At 65.1% G+C, this 13,930-nt stretch carries 17 protein-coding genes; 7 read left to right on the forward strand and 10 right to left on the reverse strand.

The genetic code is table 11. The features are described from left to right. Positions 1-82: 82 nt before the first annotated feature. The 7 genes from ACIBW7_RS06715 to ACIBW7_RS06745 form a co-directional block, all read right to left on the reverse strand. Positions 83-691 carry a hypothetical protein gene (locus tag ACIBW7_RS06715; protein ID WP_397044842.1) on the reverse strand — a complete coding sequence of 203 codons (609 nt, stop codon included), beginning with the start codon at positions 689-691 and terminating at the stop codon, positions 83-85. Further along, complete coding sequence (locus ACIBW7_RS06720) at positions 688-1,335, reverse strand: TetR/AcrR family transcriptional regulator (protein ID WP_397044844.1); 648 nt, start codon at positions 1,333-1,335, stop codon at positions 688-690. Before ACIBW7_RS06720 ends, ACIBW7_RS06715 begins: the two co-directional genes overlap by 4 nt. Before the next feature lie 55 nt (positions 1,336-1,390). Then, a complete protein-coding gene (locus ACIBW7_RS06725) occupies positions 1,391-2,233 on the reverse strand; it encodes an SAM-dependent methyltransferase (protein WP_397044846.1) in 843 nt (280 codons plus the stop codon). A 136-nt stretch (positions 2,234-2,369) separates the two neighbouring features. Continuing rightward, positions 2,370-3,311 (reverse strand): helix-turn-helix domain-containing protein, encoded by a 942-nt coding sequence (locus ACIBW7_RS06730; protein ID WP_397044848.1) that lies wholly within the window; start codon positions 3,309-3,311, stop codon positions 2,370-2,372. Between the two features lie 113 nt (positions 3,312-3,424). After that, positions 3,425-4,450, reverse strand: a complete 1,026-nt coding sequence (locus tag ACIBW7_RS06735; protein WP_397044850.1) for a fused (3R)-hydroxyacyl-ACP dehydratase subunits HadA/HadB — start codon at positions 4,448-4,450, stop codon at positions 3,425-3,427. A gap of 97 nt (positions 4,451-4,547) precedes the next feature. Then, on the reverse strand, positions 4,548-5,951 hold the full coding sequence (locus ACIBW7_RS06740; protein ID WP_397045736.1) for a lipase family protein: 1,404 nt from the start codon (positions 5,949-5,951) through the stop codon (positions 4,548-4,550). 264 nt (positions 5,952-6,215) lie between these two features. Beyond that, positions 6,216-7,394, reverse strand: a complete 1,179-nt coding sequence (locus ACIBW7_RS06745) for a lipase family protein (protein ID WP_397045738.1) — start codon at positions 7,392-7,394, stop codon at positions 6,216-6,218. Between the two features lie 355 nt (positions 7,395-7,749). Here ACIBW7_RS06745 and ACIBW7_RS06750 point away from each other — a divergent pair, with 355 nt between their 5' ends. The 5 genes from ACIBW7_RS06750 to ACIBW7_RS06770 all read left to right on the forward strand — a co-directional run bounded on the left by ACIBW7_RS06750 (position 7,750) and on the right by ACIBW7_RS06770 (position 10,266). Next, entirely contained in the window at positions 7,750-8,016 is a 267-nt protein-coding gene (locus tag ACIBW7_RS06750) for a hypothetical protein (protein WP_397044852.1), read from the forward strand. 130 nt (positions 8,017-8,146) lie between these two features. Further along, positions 8,147-8,647, forward strand: coding sequence for a DUF2599 domain-containing protein (locus ACIBW7_RS06755; protein WP_397044854.1), 501 nt, complete (start codon positions 8,147-8,149; stop codon positions 8,645-8,647). 49 nt (positions 8,648-8,696) lie between these two features. Then, the gene (locus ACIBW7_RS06760) at positions 8,697-9,392 is read left to right on the forward strand and encodes an SDR family oxidoreductase (protein ID WP_397044855.1); all 696 of its coding nucleotides are present in this window, start codon (positions 8,697-8,699) and stop codon (positions 9,390-9,392) included. A gap of 32 nt (positions 9,393-9,424) precedes the next feature. Further along, positions 9,425-9,727 carry a putative quinol monooxygenase gene (locus tag ACIBW7_RS06765; protein ID WP_040700936.1) on the forward strand — a complete coding sequence of 101 codons (303 nt, stop codon included), beginning with the start codon at positions 9,425-9,427 and terminating at the stop codon, positions 9,725-9,727. Positions 9,728-10,038: 311 nt separating this feature from the next. Further along, on the forward strand, positions 10,039-10,266 hold the full coding sequence (locus ACIBW7_RS06770) for a hypothetical protein (RefSeq protein WP_364379944.1): 228 nt from the start codon (positions 10,039-10,041) through the stop codon (positions 10,264-10,266). A 52-nt stretch (positions 10,267-10,318) separates the two neighbouring features. Here ACIBW7_RS06770 and ACIBW7_RS06775 read toward each other — a convergent pair whose 3' ends face one another. Next, positions 10,319-10,957 (reverse strand): TetR family transcriptional regulator, encoded by a 639-nt coding sequence (locus tag ACIBW7_RS06775; RefSeq protein WP_397044857.1) that lies wholly within the window; start codon positions 10,955-10,957, stop codon positions 10,319-10,321. 54 nt (positions 10,958-11,011) lie between these two features. Here ACIBW7_RS06775 and ACIBW7_RS06780 point away from each other — a divergent pair, with 54 nt between their 5' ends. Then, positions 11,012-11,680 (forward strand): class II aldolase/adducin family protein, encoded by a 669-nt coding sequence (locus ACIBW7_RS06780; RefSeq protein ID WP_397044859.1) that lies wholly within the window; start codon positions 11,012-11,014, stop codon positions 11,678-11,680. Then, on the forward strand, positions 11,677-12,624 hold the full coding sequence (locus tag ACIBW7_RS06785; RefSeq protein ID WP_397044861.1) for a carbohydrate kinase family protein: 948 nt from the start codon (positions 11,677-11,679) through the stop codon (positions 12,622-12,624). Before ACIBW7_RS06780 ends, ACIBW7_RS06785 begins: the two co-directional genes overlap by 4 nt. Before the next feature lie 7 nt (positions 12,625-12,631). On the opposite strand, the gene ACIBW7_RS06790 is transcribed toward ACIBW7_RS06785, so the two are convergent. Together ACIBW7_RS06790 and ACIBW7_RS06795 are read right to left on the reverse strand one after the other, a co-directional pair. Beyond that, positions 12,632-13,519, reverse strand: coding sequence for a helix-turn-helix domain-containing protein (locus ACIBW7_RS06790; protein ID WP_397044863.1), 888 nt, complete (start codon positions 13,517-13,519; stop codon positions 12,632-12,634). Positions 13,520-13,607: 88 nt separating this feature from the next. Then, on the reverse strand, positions 13,608-13,832 hold the full coding sequence (locus ACIBW7_RS06795) for a DUF397 domain-containing protein (RefSeq protein ID WP_085998535.1): 225 nt from the start codon (positions 13,830-13,832) through the stop codon (positions 13,608-13,610). Positions 13,833-13,930 lie beyond the last annotated feature (98 nt).

Below are 13,930 nucleotides of genomic sequence, written 5' to 3' on the forward strand. Positions count from 1 at the left end.
TTCGCCGCACGACGGCCGGGTACGCGGCGTGCCCACCGAGAGTGTCCCTACCCATTCCCGGTGGGCACGCCGCACTTGCGCACTAGGCCTGATCCGGCCGCGTCCCGTGGTTGCCCCAAATGCGTTCCACCGTGGCCCATTCGGTCTCCCACAACCGGGCCCTGCGCCGATCGAGCGCGCGGCGCAGCAGTGCGTATCCACAGCCGAAGCAGACCGCGATCCCGAAGACCATGCCGGTGGTGATCAGCAATGCCTTGCTCAGTGCCCGGGTGTCCGACGGCGGCTCGGTGACCTTACCCGAGCCGTCGAGCCAAATCTTCACCGTGGCACCGACTTTCATCACTCCGGTGGCTTGGTAGTCGCTGGTATGCGTGACACCGTCGGCGTCGCGCCATTGCACCCGGGCTGGGGTGATGGGCGCGTAGAGCGGCGCTTTGCCGACCTCCAGCACGGTCGCGTCGACCTCGTGTAACTGCGCCGCTTCGGCCCGCGCGATGCGGTCTTCGGTCTGGTAGATCCGGCCGCCGACCGCCATCGACAGCAGCGGGGCGGTGATCAGGAACAACAGCGTGAGCACCGCGGCGACCACCAGTTGCAGGCGATCCTCACGGCGGCGCATCGGATTTCGATCCAGGCCGACCCGACGGCAGGTACGGCGGACAACGCTGGGTGACCCGGTTGCTGCGGTCATGACGATGACACCTCGCTCTGGAATTCAGCTGTCAGCCCGTTAAGGGTGTCGAAGAATGTGTCGATGAGATCGGGGAGTCCGTCGGTGTCCGAGCCAGCGCCCCAGACCTGTAGTGCGGCGATGAGCAGTCCGGTCCCGGCCGCGACGGCCGCCTCCGGGCGCCGGTCCACCGTGGGATCGACATCGAGTCTGGCGGCGATGATCCGCACGGATTCGCGCTGCCCGTCGAGTCGGATGCGCTGATAGCCCGCGGCCAGTGTCGGTTCCGCCTCGAAGAGTTGGAACAGCGCCCAGCGCCGGGCCAGGCGCGCCGCCTTCGCACCGGTGTGTTCGGTGGCCAGCCAGTCGTGCAGGGCATTGCGGTAGGCGACCAGCGGCGACTCGCCCACGGGACGGCGGCACAGCGCCTCGTTGAACAGGTGCACGTCCTGGTCGATTTCACCGAGTACGGCATCCTCGATGGAGGAGAAATGACGACTGAAGGTCCGCCGGGTGACCCCGGCGCGCTCCGCGATGTCCTCGACAGCCACCGAACCCAACCCGCGCTCGTTGAGCAGGTCGAATGCGGCGCGCGACATTGCCGCGCGACTGCGCAGCGTGCGCAGCCGACGGCCGTCGAGGTCGACTTCGTCGTCGATACCCATATCGGTAGTCTACGCCCTATTGTCCCACCGGGACATTAGTTCGGTGTGATTCGTATCAGGGCTTCCGTGCCAGCCCGGTGACGATGAGCTGCTCCCAGACGGTGAGCTCGCGTCCGGAGCTGCCAACCGACGCCGCGTCTTCGGCGGCCACGTCCGGCCGCCACTGCGCTGACGGGACGATATCGGGTTCGAGGACTTCGAGGTCGCCGAAGAGGTCGCGAATCTCCTCGGTATCGCGCCAGCGGCCGCGCCCGAAGGTGGCCTGCAGCTTCTGTTCGGCCGCGGCGGTCTCCGGATTGTGCCCGGATCGGAAGTGCGTGATCAATACGTGACTGCCGGAAGGAACCTGGTCGTTCCAGAAGCGCACCACGGCGGCCGGATCCTCGTCGTCGTTGAAGTGGTGCAGGATCGAACTGAAGATGACGCCGACGGGCTGGTCGAAATCGATCAGCCGCGCAACATCCGGATGATCGCGGATCGATTTGGGATCGCGGGCGTCGGCCTGGATCACCGTGGTGTTCTTATCGGTAGCCAGCAGCGCGCGACCGTGTGCGAGCACGATCGGATCACTGTCGACGTAGACCACCCGAGCGTCGGCAGTGTGCCGTTTCGCGACCTGATGCACATTGTCGGCGGTCGGCAGGCCGCTGCCGAAGTCGATGAACTGCCGCATCCCCGCCCGGGCCATATCGCGCACCCCGCGAATCAGCGCCTGCCTGCTGGTGAAGGCGATCGCCACCGAACCTGGCAAGTTCAGCTTGAAATGATCACCGATCTCCTGGTCGACCAGATAGTTGTCCTTACCGCCGAGCAGATAGTCATAGACCCTGGCGATACTCGGTTTACTCTGGTCGATCTCCCGGCCGAGCCGAGTTGGAGGCGCAGCATCGTCGGTCATTGTCAACACCTTCGTCCGCGGGACCTGTGCGGTTCCTATCGTATGAGACCCGGCACCACACCGTACGCACTTGAGGAACCCGGCTTGGCACCGCACCACGCCGAGTTCGATTGTCCCGCTTATTGTTTTCGGCGCATCACCACGAACCGCCCGGCGCGGCCGGGTGATCGAGCGTCTCCGGATGCCGTTCGCACAGGGCGCGCAGTAATCCCGGGGTGTACTCGGGTGGCGCGGCATGCACCGATAGTTGATTGGCCACCGCGCGGTACGCGTCGAGGTCGGCGGTCTTGTCCAGGTACAGCGCACTGGTGAGTTGCTGCAGATAGACGATGTCGGGGAGATCGGCCTCGGCGAAGCGCAACATGGTGAACGCACCGTCGGCCAACGCCGGACCGCCGACATGATCGGGCAGCACCTGCACAGTGATGTGCGGCTCCTCGGCGATGCGCAGCAAATACTCGAGCTGGGCCCGCCACACCGTCGACCCGCCGATCGGTCGGCGCAGCGCGGCCTCCTCGACGATCAGCCACAGCTGCGGCGGATGCGGACGGCGCAAGATCTCTTGACGGCGCAACCGCAGCGCGACCCGCCGCGCGATCCCCTCCGCCGATTCGGCGGGATGCGCCATGGCCAGCAATGCCCGCGCATAGTCCGCGGTCTGCAGCAGTTCCGGTACCGCCCGCGGCTCGTAGCCGCGGATCAGCTTGGCGGCCTGCTCGAGTCCGAGATAGGTGTCGAACCACTTCGGCAGCCAATCGCTGTCGCGATGCCACCATCCCGAGGCGTTGGCCTGGCGCGCGAGCTCCCTGAACTCCTCGCGCTCCTCCGGGTCGGTAACCCCGTAGAGCGTGAGCAGATCGAGTAGATCGCGTTCCCGGAAACCGGTGCGCCCCAATTCGAGTCGGCTGATCTTGGAATGCGAACCGCGGATCGCCTCACCCGCATCCTCGCGGGAGATGTCACGGGTCTCGCGCAACCGTCGCATCCGGCCGCCGAGCATCATCCGCAGCACGGTCGGTCCACCGTCGGCAGCAGGGTCCTTGCCGGAGAATGAATGTCGCACTTCCGAAGCACGCATGCGATGAGTCTGCCATGAAATAGCCGCAACTCTCTAGAACCAAAATGCCCTATTTCCACAAGTATTCGTACATCTGCAAGTACATTCCCCAATATCTTCGGCCCAGCTTCGGTTCAGCGCAGCAGCACCTCCGCGCCGGCCCGGCCGAACAGTTTGCGACCGTCGGCGATCGCGGTGAGCGCGATGGTCGCCGCGCGGCGATCCGGATCCAATGCCTTGACCCGCCCGCGGAATTCGATCTCGCACTGCCGGGTCGCGGAGACCGGGGCGAATCCGGCGAACCGCACACCGTATTCGGTGATCGCGGCCGGATCGCCGAGCCAGTCGGTGAGATAGCTCGCGCCGAGACCCATGGTCAGTAAACCGTGCGAGACCACACCGGGCAGTCCCGCGGCGACCGCGACATGCTCGCTGAAGTGGATCGGATTCGAATCACCGGATACCCCTGCGTAATTCACCAGATCACCGCGCGAGAGCGGGGCGACACGGATGGGCAGTTCGGTACCGACCTGCAGCTCGTCGAACTCGATGCCGCACGGCACCCGCACCGGGGGCTCGTCCACACCGCCCTCGGGCAAAACCTCGTCGAAGCATTCGACGATGCCGCCGTCCAACGCGTGCTCCGGCCGCCGGGTCGTGTCCTGCCGTTGGCTCAGCGCCTCGCCGCTCATGATGACGCCGTCGACCGCAGTGACGAGTTCGGTGGCAACCTCGGCGCCGGTGTGGGCCACCACGGTGGTATGCGCGGTCTGCAGCAGTTCCTTGTACTGGTTGGTGAGCACATTCCGGATGACCATGAAGTCCATGTCGCCGAACTGCCGGAACGATTCGACATAGGTGTCGCAGCGCAGTTGGTCACCGGCGACGAGCGGCCGGTGCGCCCGGATGCTCTGCTCGGTATGCAGCACCTGACTGATGTCGTAGCCGGTCAACACCGAATCGAACATCTTGCGCTGGAGCAGCAGCCAGATGATCGAGGAGAAGGTGGGTGGTGCGATGAGCCCGTCGTAGCCCAGCTCCCACGCCGCCTCCTCGTAATAGTGCGCGGGGTGGGAGCCGCGAACCGCACGGGCGAATTCGCGGATCTTCTCCCGTCCGACCTCATAATGGTCGGACATCCGATAGTGGCGCCCCACCATCGCGCTAGCTTGTTCAGATCCACTCAAAACCGTCACGTGTCATAAATCGCGACCCGGGCGCCAGTTGCAACACCAATAGCTGATCGCCATAAGTCTCTTAACATTCATCGGGCGCCGGCAACCCCCGCAGGCGCTGATCCAGCCAGGCCATCGCATCCGGATAGCCGAGCCCGCCGGCGATGATGTGTTCACCGAGGACGCTGCGATACACCGCATGCACGCCGAGGTCGCACTGCTCCTGGTAGAGATTGCGCGCGCCCTCGGCCGGAATCCAGAATTCCTGCTCACCGTTGTAGATGTAGAGTGGCGTCGCGGACTTCATTCCCGCCATGCGCGTCACATCGTAGATCTCGGTGGCGACCTCGGAGTGCAGCGGATCCGGAATCTTGGCGGCGACATCGATCGGCAGCATCAGCAACCCGACCGCACCGAATACACTGCCGCACAGATCTTTCAGCGGCGATGTCGCCGCCCACTGCGCCAGGTTGTTCATGCTGGCCAGGATCTCCGGACGCTCCCGGCCGACGCCGAAGGTCGCGGCCAGGAATACCCCCGAGGCGAGGTTGCCGTTCATGCTGCGCCCCAGGATTTCGTAGTCGGCGGGCACACCGCCGAGCGCGGCACCGACGATCGATCCGGCCAATTCCGGGGCGTAGCTGTCGATCAGCTTCACCGCCCCCTTGGTGGCGATCGCGCCGCCGGAGTAGCCGGTCATACCGAATCGGCTGTCGCCGAATTCGTCGGGGCGCCATCCGCGCACGGCGCGGATGGCATCGAGTACGGCATGTCCGGCTACGTAGGGCTCCGCGTAGGCCATCCACGGTCCCTCGTGATCCGGAATCAGCACCGCGTACCCGCGCAGTGCCGCCAATTGCGTTGTGGGCGGGAGGAAGTCGGTGATGCTGGTATTGCGTGACCAACCGTGCGAGAAGGTGTAGCCGGGGGTGCAGTCCCGACCCAGCGCATCGATCGGGAGGTTGTTCACCACGACCGGTCGGCTACCCGGACCGGGCCATGCGGTGGCCGGAATGATCAATGTCGCAGTGGCATAGGAGGCCGCGTCGCGCGAATCGGTGGTGCGGTATTTCAGCAGCAGCGCCTGCCGAATCGGCACCAATACCAGCGGCGCGGCCGTCGCGCTGACATCACGCACCTCCACGAGCTCGCCGGGCGCGTAATCTTCCAGATTCGCCGGCCACGCGTCGAAGGTCGGATCACCGATGGCGCTCGGCGCCGAGGCCTGGCGCAGGTCGGCCAGCGCCGGGGACAGGGTGGTGGCCTGCTGCATCGGACCGGACAGATGCGGCCCGGCAGCGATCGGCGGCGGCGGGATGACGCTATCGATCCACTGCTGCAGATCCGGCAGTATCGAACCGGCATCGGTCGGGATCGGCAACGCGGGCAGGCCGGGAATAGCGGGCGGCGGTTCGGCCGACGCCTTCCCTATCGCGACCGGACACACGAGCAACAGCACGAAAACGATGACACGCAGGCACTTCATTGGCACACGCCCCAGGGTGCGACGTCGGGTTCCCTGGCGCCCGGGTTTATGGTGCCTTCGACCCCCGAAATGCCCCTGAGTGCCGAGGCCAGAAAGTCAGGCTAACCGAAAGAACTCGCGCGGATACCCCGCTGTGCCCGAGTTGTGTGTGTCACGTCGCCGAATCGCAACAATCCGAGCCGAATCCGCTTGTCCAGCAACACGGATCCGGCCCGGCCGTGATCCGGCATCCGCCGGATCGCACCAGTTTGTTCGTGCTCGTTCTCAACAGTTGCTCGGTGCCACCTCCCCTCGGAATCGCGCGTCCAACCAATTCAGCGCCGCCGGAATGCCCAGGACCGCGGCAGTGAGATGGTCGGGTACCGGGATCTGCTCGGACTGCACCCGCGCCCCGGCCGCGCACCAGCGCTTATCGGTATTCACCACCGCATCGACGGGAATGAGTCCGTCGATCGGCGAATGCCATTCGAAGATCGGCGTTTTCGGCACGCCATCGTAGAGTTCGAGGCTGTTCTCCTCGACCACCGCGCGTGCGGTGGCATCGCTGATCATCGAGGTCGACTTCGCGAAGTCCAGTGCCCCGCGCCCCGCGCCGGCGGCCAGGATGTCGTTGGTGCAGCTGTTGGCGATCGCGGTCCGTGCGGCGAGGCCGCGCTCGTTGAGTTGGTCGCTGAGCGGGAAACGGTCGGGATACTCCCGCTCCAGGCCGAGTCCGGCCGCCAGGGCGAGCCCGAAGACCGGATGCGAATTGAGGCCGAGGGTCTCCAGCATGGTCACCAGATTCATCGGCACACCGCCCATCGCGGCCCCGGCGATCTCCACGTCCGGCGCGTACTTCGGCGCCAGCGCGGCCGCCCATGCGGTCGCCATACCGCCGCCGGAGTACCCGACCATCGAGACCGGGCTCTTCTGCACCTGCAATTCGGCGACCTGCTTCACCGCCCGGATGCCGTCGAGGGTGATCATGCCGCCCAATTTGGCCGCGCCGTAGGCGAAATTCGGACCGAGATGGTCCGGCAGCGCGACGCTCCAGCCGCGCGAGAGCAGCACATTCCAGCCCGGCGCCTCCCGCACGATGAGGTTCGGATCACCGGTGTAGAGCACCCGCGATACCGAGCACTCGGCGCCGAGGCCATTGATGATGTGCTGGTAGGAGAGCAAGGGGCCGTCGGGGGCGTGTGCCTTCGGAGTAAGCACCGTGGTGGTCGCCGCGATCGGCTGACCTTCGGAGCTGGTAGAACGGAAGCGCACGACGGTGACGGTGGTATCCGGGAAGATTGCCAGCGGGGGCATCACCCGCGTCGCGATCACATCACCGGGTTTCTTATCCGCCAGATCGGGCGGGGTTGCGTAAAAAGGGTCGGGATCAGGGCTGGGATACAGGGGTGCGGTGTGGGCGACGCCAGCCGCCGCCGTCAGCACCATCAGCAGACCGATCGTCATGGCCAGCGACTGTTTGCCGGTTGCTCGAATCATGGCGCCGACTGTGCGAATCGGTCTACGTAGGGCCTGCCTCATCGACGTATTGCCTCCGGGAGAGAGTTTGGTCCAACGTTGGGAACATAGTCGACGGGGATTGTCGCGAAGGCAAAGGGCAAGCGAAATGTTTTGAGAAATCACAACTCTCGGGCGCTCGAACCGTGGTCGGCGGCCCGGCGCCTTCGTGACTGTCTCCGATCGCGAGGTGTCGTGTCTGTGACATGTCCAGCCAATCGGCCGGACCATGTTCTGCACCATGGTGCGTGACTTACCGTCACACCTATCGACGCGGCGAGTCGGGTCGGAAGGAGACGGTGGCATGGACGGCACTGTGAAATCTGGAACGGATTCCCCCGAGCGAAACTCGGTGTATCCGATGGATATCCAGGATCCACCGACGCGACGGGTCACCGTCTACTTCGACGGTCCGACCTCCGAGGACGCACTCGTGCTCGAGTACGCCGCCACCCGAACCGAGGCCTGGGAATTCACCTCGGCCGCGCTCGACGCCGGGCTCACCGTGACGGTCGATGGCAAGGTGCGACCGGGACTGCGCCGACTGCCGTGCCGCTCGCTGTGGCACTGACGGTGGCTGCGGCCTTCCTGCCGTAAACCGTCGCTGCTGTCAACACTGGGCTGCCACATCCCGGTATGGCTGTTGCGCCGCCGCACGATGACTACTCTCGGATGGTGGACACCATGCGGGAGGATCGACGTTGACCCAGCGGAATACCGAATGGGCACGATGGGGTGCCGTGCTGCTGTGCTGCGGCGCGCTGGTACCGGCCGTTGCGGCGTGCGGCTCCGACGACACACCGTCGGCCGTAGCGACAACCACGACGACACCCACGGCCGCGGCCGCATTCACCACTCCCCTTGCCGCGCTGCCGAGCGTCGATCCCTACGCCGGTATGCCGCTCATCGACCACACCGCCTGGACCGAGGGCATCGACGGCGCTCGCCTGAAGGTCTACCCGACCGAGGCCGGGCGGCGCGAAGCCTTCCCCGATACCGAGGAACGGGCGTGGCAGGAGGTGCTCACGCAATCCCCCGACGCCGATACGCCCGGTATGCGCGACCAGTTCGTATGCCACTGGGTCTGGGCCCGCATGGTGCAGCCCAACAAGGAGAGCTGGAATCTGGAACCCTGGCGTCCGGCCGTGGGCTATCAGGCCACCGTCCAGGCATCGTGCAATCCCGGAGGACCCGAACGCTGACCATTTCGAGCGACCTGCAGCAATCGCTACGACCCCGAAAGGACCCCATATGCGCGTCGTCATCGCAGGCGGACACGGGAAGATCGCGCTACTGCTCGGCGAAATACTCACCGGGCGTGGCGACGAGGTGGAGAGCCTGATTCGCAATGCCGACCATGCGGACGAGGTCGCGGCCACCGGCGCACGACCGGTCGTCTTCGATCTCGAGCACAGCACTATGGCCGAGCTCGCCGCCGTCGTAAAGGGTTCCGATGCGGTGATTTTCGCGGCGGGCGCCGGTGCGGGCAGCGGAGCGGCTCGCAAGTACACGGTGGACAAGGGCGGTTCGGTGCTGTTGGCCGATGCCGCCGAGGCGGCCGGTGTCCGGCGGTTCGTGCAGATCTCCACAATGGGCGCGGGTAAGCCGCCCGCCCCCGGCACCGATGAGGTCTGGGCCGCCTATATCGACGCCAAGACCCAGGCCGAGGACGATCTGCGCGCTCGCGATCTCGATTGGACGATCCTGCGCCCCGGCCGGCTGCTCGATACCGCCGCGACCGACCGGGTCTTGCTGAGCACGCCACCACTGCCCTTCGGCAGCATCGCCCGGGCCGATGTCGCCGCCGTCCTGGCCGAAATTCTGCCCGCGTCCCAGACCACGCACACCACTTTGGAGCTCGTCGCAGGCGACATTTCGGTAACGCGCGCGGTCTCGGATATCGGTAGCCAGTCGGTCGCCGAAGGCGGTGCCGCACTTACCGATTGATATTTTTCGCCGCTAGATTGGAGAACATAACCGTGTTCAGCCGTATCACTTCCTTGAAGCTGCGACCCGGATCCCGCGGTGAATTCCTCGATGTGGTCAGTCGCAGTGCCGCCGCATCGGTGCGCGAGGAACCCGGTTGCCTGCGATTCGATGTGTGCGCCGACCGCGTTGATCCGCACCGGTTTTTCCTCTACCAGGTCTATATCGATGAGGAGGCCGCCGAAGCACACCGGTTCACCGAGCATTTCCTGGCCTGGCGCTGCGCCGCCGATCGATATGTGGAGCCCGGCACTCAGGTTCACTACAGCACCGATGTCGTGATCAATGCGAAATGATCGCGCCGAATTAGCTCCACATCCGCGCCGGTTCGCGGATGATTAGCAGGTGCGAAAACCCAACTGCGAAGGCACAATCGATCGTGCAGATGTGCTTGCATATGAAAGGCACACCGACCTAAACTCAGTCCCGCAAGGCATTACAGGGGACAACCAGGGGAGGCCGCGTGGGTAAACCAAGGGCCGATGTCGCCAGGGGTTTGCTGTCGCCAGATGTTAGGGGCGTTCGAATGGACCAACCACTTCACGGCGGCCGGCTCGGAATCGCCGAAGCCGCACTGGCCGACCAGCCAGCGAACGGTATAACAACTATGAGCACACCGTCGACCCGAAGCGGACAGCGCAGTACCGCGTACTCGCGAGAAACCGCAGTAGCTTTCGTCATCGATGCCGTCGAGTCAACCGGTGCGGCCACTCGACATGATTTCGATATCGACCGGATCGTCACCACCGCACATGCGATGGCCGACGACTGGGACCTCGAAACCCTACAACCGGCGACCTTCTGGCGCATCGCCTCCAGCTTCATCAAGCAGTGACCGTAAGCATCGACCACTGCATCCAATGATGTAGCAGCGCAAACGAATTGCGTTACACCTCGGTCGGTGATGCCCACTGTGCCGTATAGGCCCGCAGTGCGACCTTGGCTTCGCGCAACAGATTCGGGTCGCCGTCGGGATCGGATCGGAACGCCTCCTGTAGGACGGCATCGCCCATGAGATGGGCGGCGCGGCAGGCGACATCGAGTCCTTCGATATCGGCGACGGCGCCCTGGGCGAGCATGACCTCCCGCAGCGTCACCGCCATCCGACGTTTGTGCTCGCGATCGGCGGCCCGGGCAGCCTCGTTGAAATCCTTGCCGAACCACAGCGCACGGAAGCCCGGCTCGTCCCGGTAGACCTGCGCGAACGCGTCCACCAGCACGCCGATCGGATCGTCCCAGCGCTCGGCGCGCGCGAGCGCGAGCAATAGGGCCGCCTTGGCCTCCAATTGCTCGATATAGGCGGCGGCGAGGGTTTCGATGACGGCCTCGCGATCCGGCAGGTACTGATACAGCGAGCCGACCGAAATCCGTGCCTCCGCAGCCACTCTGATCATGGTCAGCGCCTCCACGCCCTCCGTGGCGATCAGCCGATCGGCCACCTCGAGCACCCGCGCCAACCGCTCCCGACTGCGCGCCTGAATCGGCACGCGACGCAGGCCCGCCTCGGGTAGTGCACGGATCGGCACGGATTACCTCCGAACGTAATGTGAATCATATTCAGGTTTGGGTAGAGTATCCGGATGACCACCATCGCACCAACCGAGCGCGCCGAGGTAGCGGCGGCCTGTCAGCGCCTGGCCGCTCAGGGGCTGCTGATCGGCACCGCGGGCAATGTGAGTCTGCGCTGCGGCGATCTGGTCGCTGTCACCGCCACCGGCGCGGTGCTGGCGGAGGTCATCGCCGACGACGTCACGGTGGTCGACCTGGCGGGGCAGGTGGTCGCGGGACACTACGCGCCCACCTCCGAATTGGGTTTGCATCTCGATATCTATCGCACCTACGCCACGCATGCGGTCGTGCACACCCATGCGCCCAAGGCGACGGCCATCGCCTGTGTGCTCGATGAACTGCCGGTCATCCATTACCAGCAGCTGCTGCTCGGCGGTGCGACGAGGGTCGCCCCGTTCCATCCCTTCGGCACCGTCGAACTCGCGGATGCGGTGCGAACGGCATTGCAGGGCAGACAGTCCGCGTTGCTGGCCAATCACGGCGCGGTCACCATCGGCGCATCGCTGGAACAGGCCGTCGAATCCGCACTGCTGCTGGAATGGGCCTGCGCGCTGTATCTGGACGCGATGACGATCGGCAGGCCGCGCGAACTCACCGAACAGCAGCAGGCCGCGGTCGTCGAGGTGGCAGTGCGCACCGGATACGGCACCCGCAAACCGCTGAAGAAAGACACCGAATGAACGTAATCGCTTTGGGCGCACATATTTTGGATATTCTGGTCCGACCCGTCGCGGCCATACCGGACGGGCAGCAGACCGCACTGGTCGAGGACATCCGCATCACCGCGGCGGGTACGGCTGCGGGTACCGCGCTGACACTGGCCAAACTCGGCGTGAGCGTGCGGACCGCGGGTGCGATCGGAGCGGACACCTCCGGCGATATCCTGCTCGGACTGCTCGCCAAGGCCGGCATCGATACGAAGCTGGTGGTGCGCAAGGAAGACCGGTCCACCTCGTCGTCGGTGCTGCCGGTCCGTCCCAATGGCGAGCGTCCCAGCCTGCATCTGTTGGGCGCCAACCCGTTCTACACCCTCGACGATGTCGATTGGGCCGCGATCGCCGCCGCCGACCATCTGCACCTCGGCGGTCCGGAACTGATCGGTGCGGCAAATGCCGCGCGAATCCTGCGGCACGCCAAGGACAATGGCGTCAGCACCTCCGTCGATCTGATCGCGCCGGGCGCACTCGGTAGCCTCGACGCCATCGCCGAAGTCCTCCCGCATACCGACTACTTCCTCCCGAATGACGAACAGGTGCTCGGCTTCACCGGCACCACCGATCTGGTGGCGGGTTGCGAGGTCCTGAAGGATGCGGGCGCTTGCATCCTGGCGGTTACGCGGGGCGCCGACGGCACCCTACTCGTCGGCCCCGACAACTATCAGGACATTCCCGCGTTCGCCGTCGACGTCGTCGACACCACCGGGTGCGGTGATGCCTTCTCCGCCGGTTTCATCCGTGCGATCGCACTGGGCCGGAATCTGCGGGCCGCCGCAACCCTCGGCAATGCGGTCGCCGCACTGGTCGCCCGCGGACTCGGCAGCGACCACGGCGATTTCGATCTCGCCACCGTGGACACGTTCGCAGCCGAAGCTCGCACTATCGACCCGAAAGAGCCGGGTCGATAGCGAATATTCAGGCGTTCTCGGCGTACTCGGCGAGGATCTTCAGCGACTCGCCGGGCGCCTCGGCTTGCACACTCAGGCGGTCCATGACCGAGAGGTACAGCGCCAGATCCTGTTTCCGATCCAGGTACAGCGCACTGGTCAGATGTTCGAGATAGACGATGTCGGGCAGCTCGGTCTCGGCGAAACGCAAGATGCTGAACGAACTACCCGCGGCGGCGTGTTCGCCCGCCGAGTACGGCAGGACCTGGACCGTGACATTCGGTAGTTCCGCCAGCTCGATGAGGTGTTCCATCTGCTCGCGGTGCACCCGCGACCCACCGACCGGCCGATGCAGCGCGGCCTCGTCGATGATCGCCCAGATGATCGGCGGCTCGGCGCGGCGCAGCACCTCCTGCCGACGGATGCGGACCTGCACGCGGCGGTCCATATCCGCGTCCTCGTACCCGAGTGACATTACGGCCCTGGCATATTCGGGTGTCTGCAGCAACCCGGGTACCAAGTGTGCCTCGTAGGTACGAATCTTGGTCGCAGCCTGCTCCAAGCCGAGGTAGGTGCCGAACCAGGACGGCAGCAGATCGCTGTAACGATGCCACCAGCCTGGTTCGTTCGCCTGCCTGGCCAGATCCAGGAAACGCTCCCGCTCCTCGGCGTCGGCAACGCCGTAGAGGGTCAGCAGGTCGCGGATATCGCGTTCCTTGAATCCAGTGCGACCCAACTCGAGACGACTGATCTTGGCGTGTGAACCGCGGATGGCGTCACCTGCGGCCTCACGGGTGATGCCATTCTTCACCCGCAGGTCACGCAACTGCCCGCCCAACGCGATCCGCAATACGGTCGGACCACGTTCCACTACAACCGATTGCACACGACCGTCGTCATCGGGTTCTGCGATCATGAAGTCATCTCCGATACTCGGGTTTGACCACAGTGTGTCACAAATACCACGTTTCGAAACACACCGTACCGATCGCCTATGTTACCGCTCAGCTAGTCAGGTCGTCGAATTCCCCGGCCTTCGCGCCGCGCACGAACGCGTCGATCTCCGGTCGAGTGTAGAACAGGATGCCACCTTCCGGGTCGCGTGAATTGCGAACGGCGATCGAACCATCCGACGCCTCGGCGACCTCGACGCAGTTACCGCCCGACGGACCGCTGAACGAGCTCTTGCGCCACGCGCCTTTGATCTTGGGTGTACCGGTGTCGAACATCTTCCCCACTCCTCGGCTGCTTCCAGTGTGAGATGTACGCTCGAGCGGCTTTGCAGATGTGCGCTCAAACGTTCTTGCATTTGCACCTACATCTGCAA

It is taken from the genome of Nocardia sp. NPDC049526, assembly GCF_044465765.1.
GTDB lineage: Bacteria > Actinomycetota > Actinomycetes > Mycobacteriales > Mycobacteriaceae > Nocardia.

Coding starts and splice junctions, on each gene's coding strand:
- ACIBW7_RS06740 (WP_397045736.1), bottom strand. CDS start 5,951: ATGAAGTGCCTGCGTGTCATCGTTTTCGTGCTGTTGCTCGTGTGTCCG.
- ACIBW7_RS06735 (WP_397044850.1), bottom strand. CDS start 4,450: ATGGTGGGGCGCCACTATCGGATGTCCGACCATTATGAGGTCGGACGG.
- ACIBW7_RS06745 (WP_397045738.1), bottom strand. CDS start 7,394: ATGACGATCGGTCTGCTGATGGTGCTGACGGCGGCGGCTGGCGTCGCC.
- ACIBW7_RS06715 (WP_397044842.1), bottom strand. CDS start 691: ATGACCGCAGCAACCGGGTCACCCAGCGTTGTCCGCCGTACCTGCCGT.
- ACIBW7_RS06730 (WP_397044848.1), bottom strand. CDS start 3,311: ATGCGTGCTTCGGAAGTGCGACATTCATTCTCCGGCAAGGACCCTGCT.
- ACIBW7_RS06790 (WP_397044863.1), bottom strand. CDS start 13,519: ATGATCGCAGAACCCGATGACGACGGTCGTGTGCAATCGGTTGTAGTG.
- ACIBW7_RS06770 (WP_364379944.1), top strand. CDS start 10,039: ATGAGCACACCGTCGACCCGAAGCGGACAGCGCAGTACCGCGTACTCG.
- ACIBW7_RS06750 (WP_397044852.1), top strand. CDS start 7,750: ATGGACGGCACTGTGAAATCTGGAACGGATTCCCCCGAGCGAAACTCG.
- ACIBW7_RS06785 (WP_397044861.1), top strand. CDS start 11,677: ATGAACGTAATCGCTTTGGGCGCACATATTTTGGATATTCTGGTCCGA.
- ACIBW7_RS06760 (WP_397044855.1), top strand. CDS start 8,697: ATGCGCGTCGTCATCGCAGGCGGACACGGGAAGATCGCGCTACTGCTC.
- ACIBW7_RS06795 (WP_085998535.1), bottom strand. CDS start 13,832: ATGTTCGACACCGGTACACCCAAGATCAAAGGCGCGTGGCGCAAGAGC.
- ACIBW7_RS06780 (WP_397044859.1), top strand. CDS start 11,012: ATGACCACCATCGCACCAACCGAGCGCGCCGAGGTAGCGGCGGCCTGT.
- ACIBW7_RS06720 (WP_397044844.1), bottom strand. CDS start 1,335: ATGGGTATCGACGACGAAGTCGACCTCGACGGCCGTCGGCTGCGCACG.
- ACIBW7_RS06725 (WP_397044846.1), bottom strand. CDS start 2,233: ATGACCGACGATGCTGCGCCTCCAACTCGGCTCGGCCGGGAGATCGAC.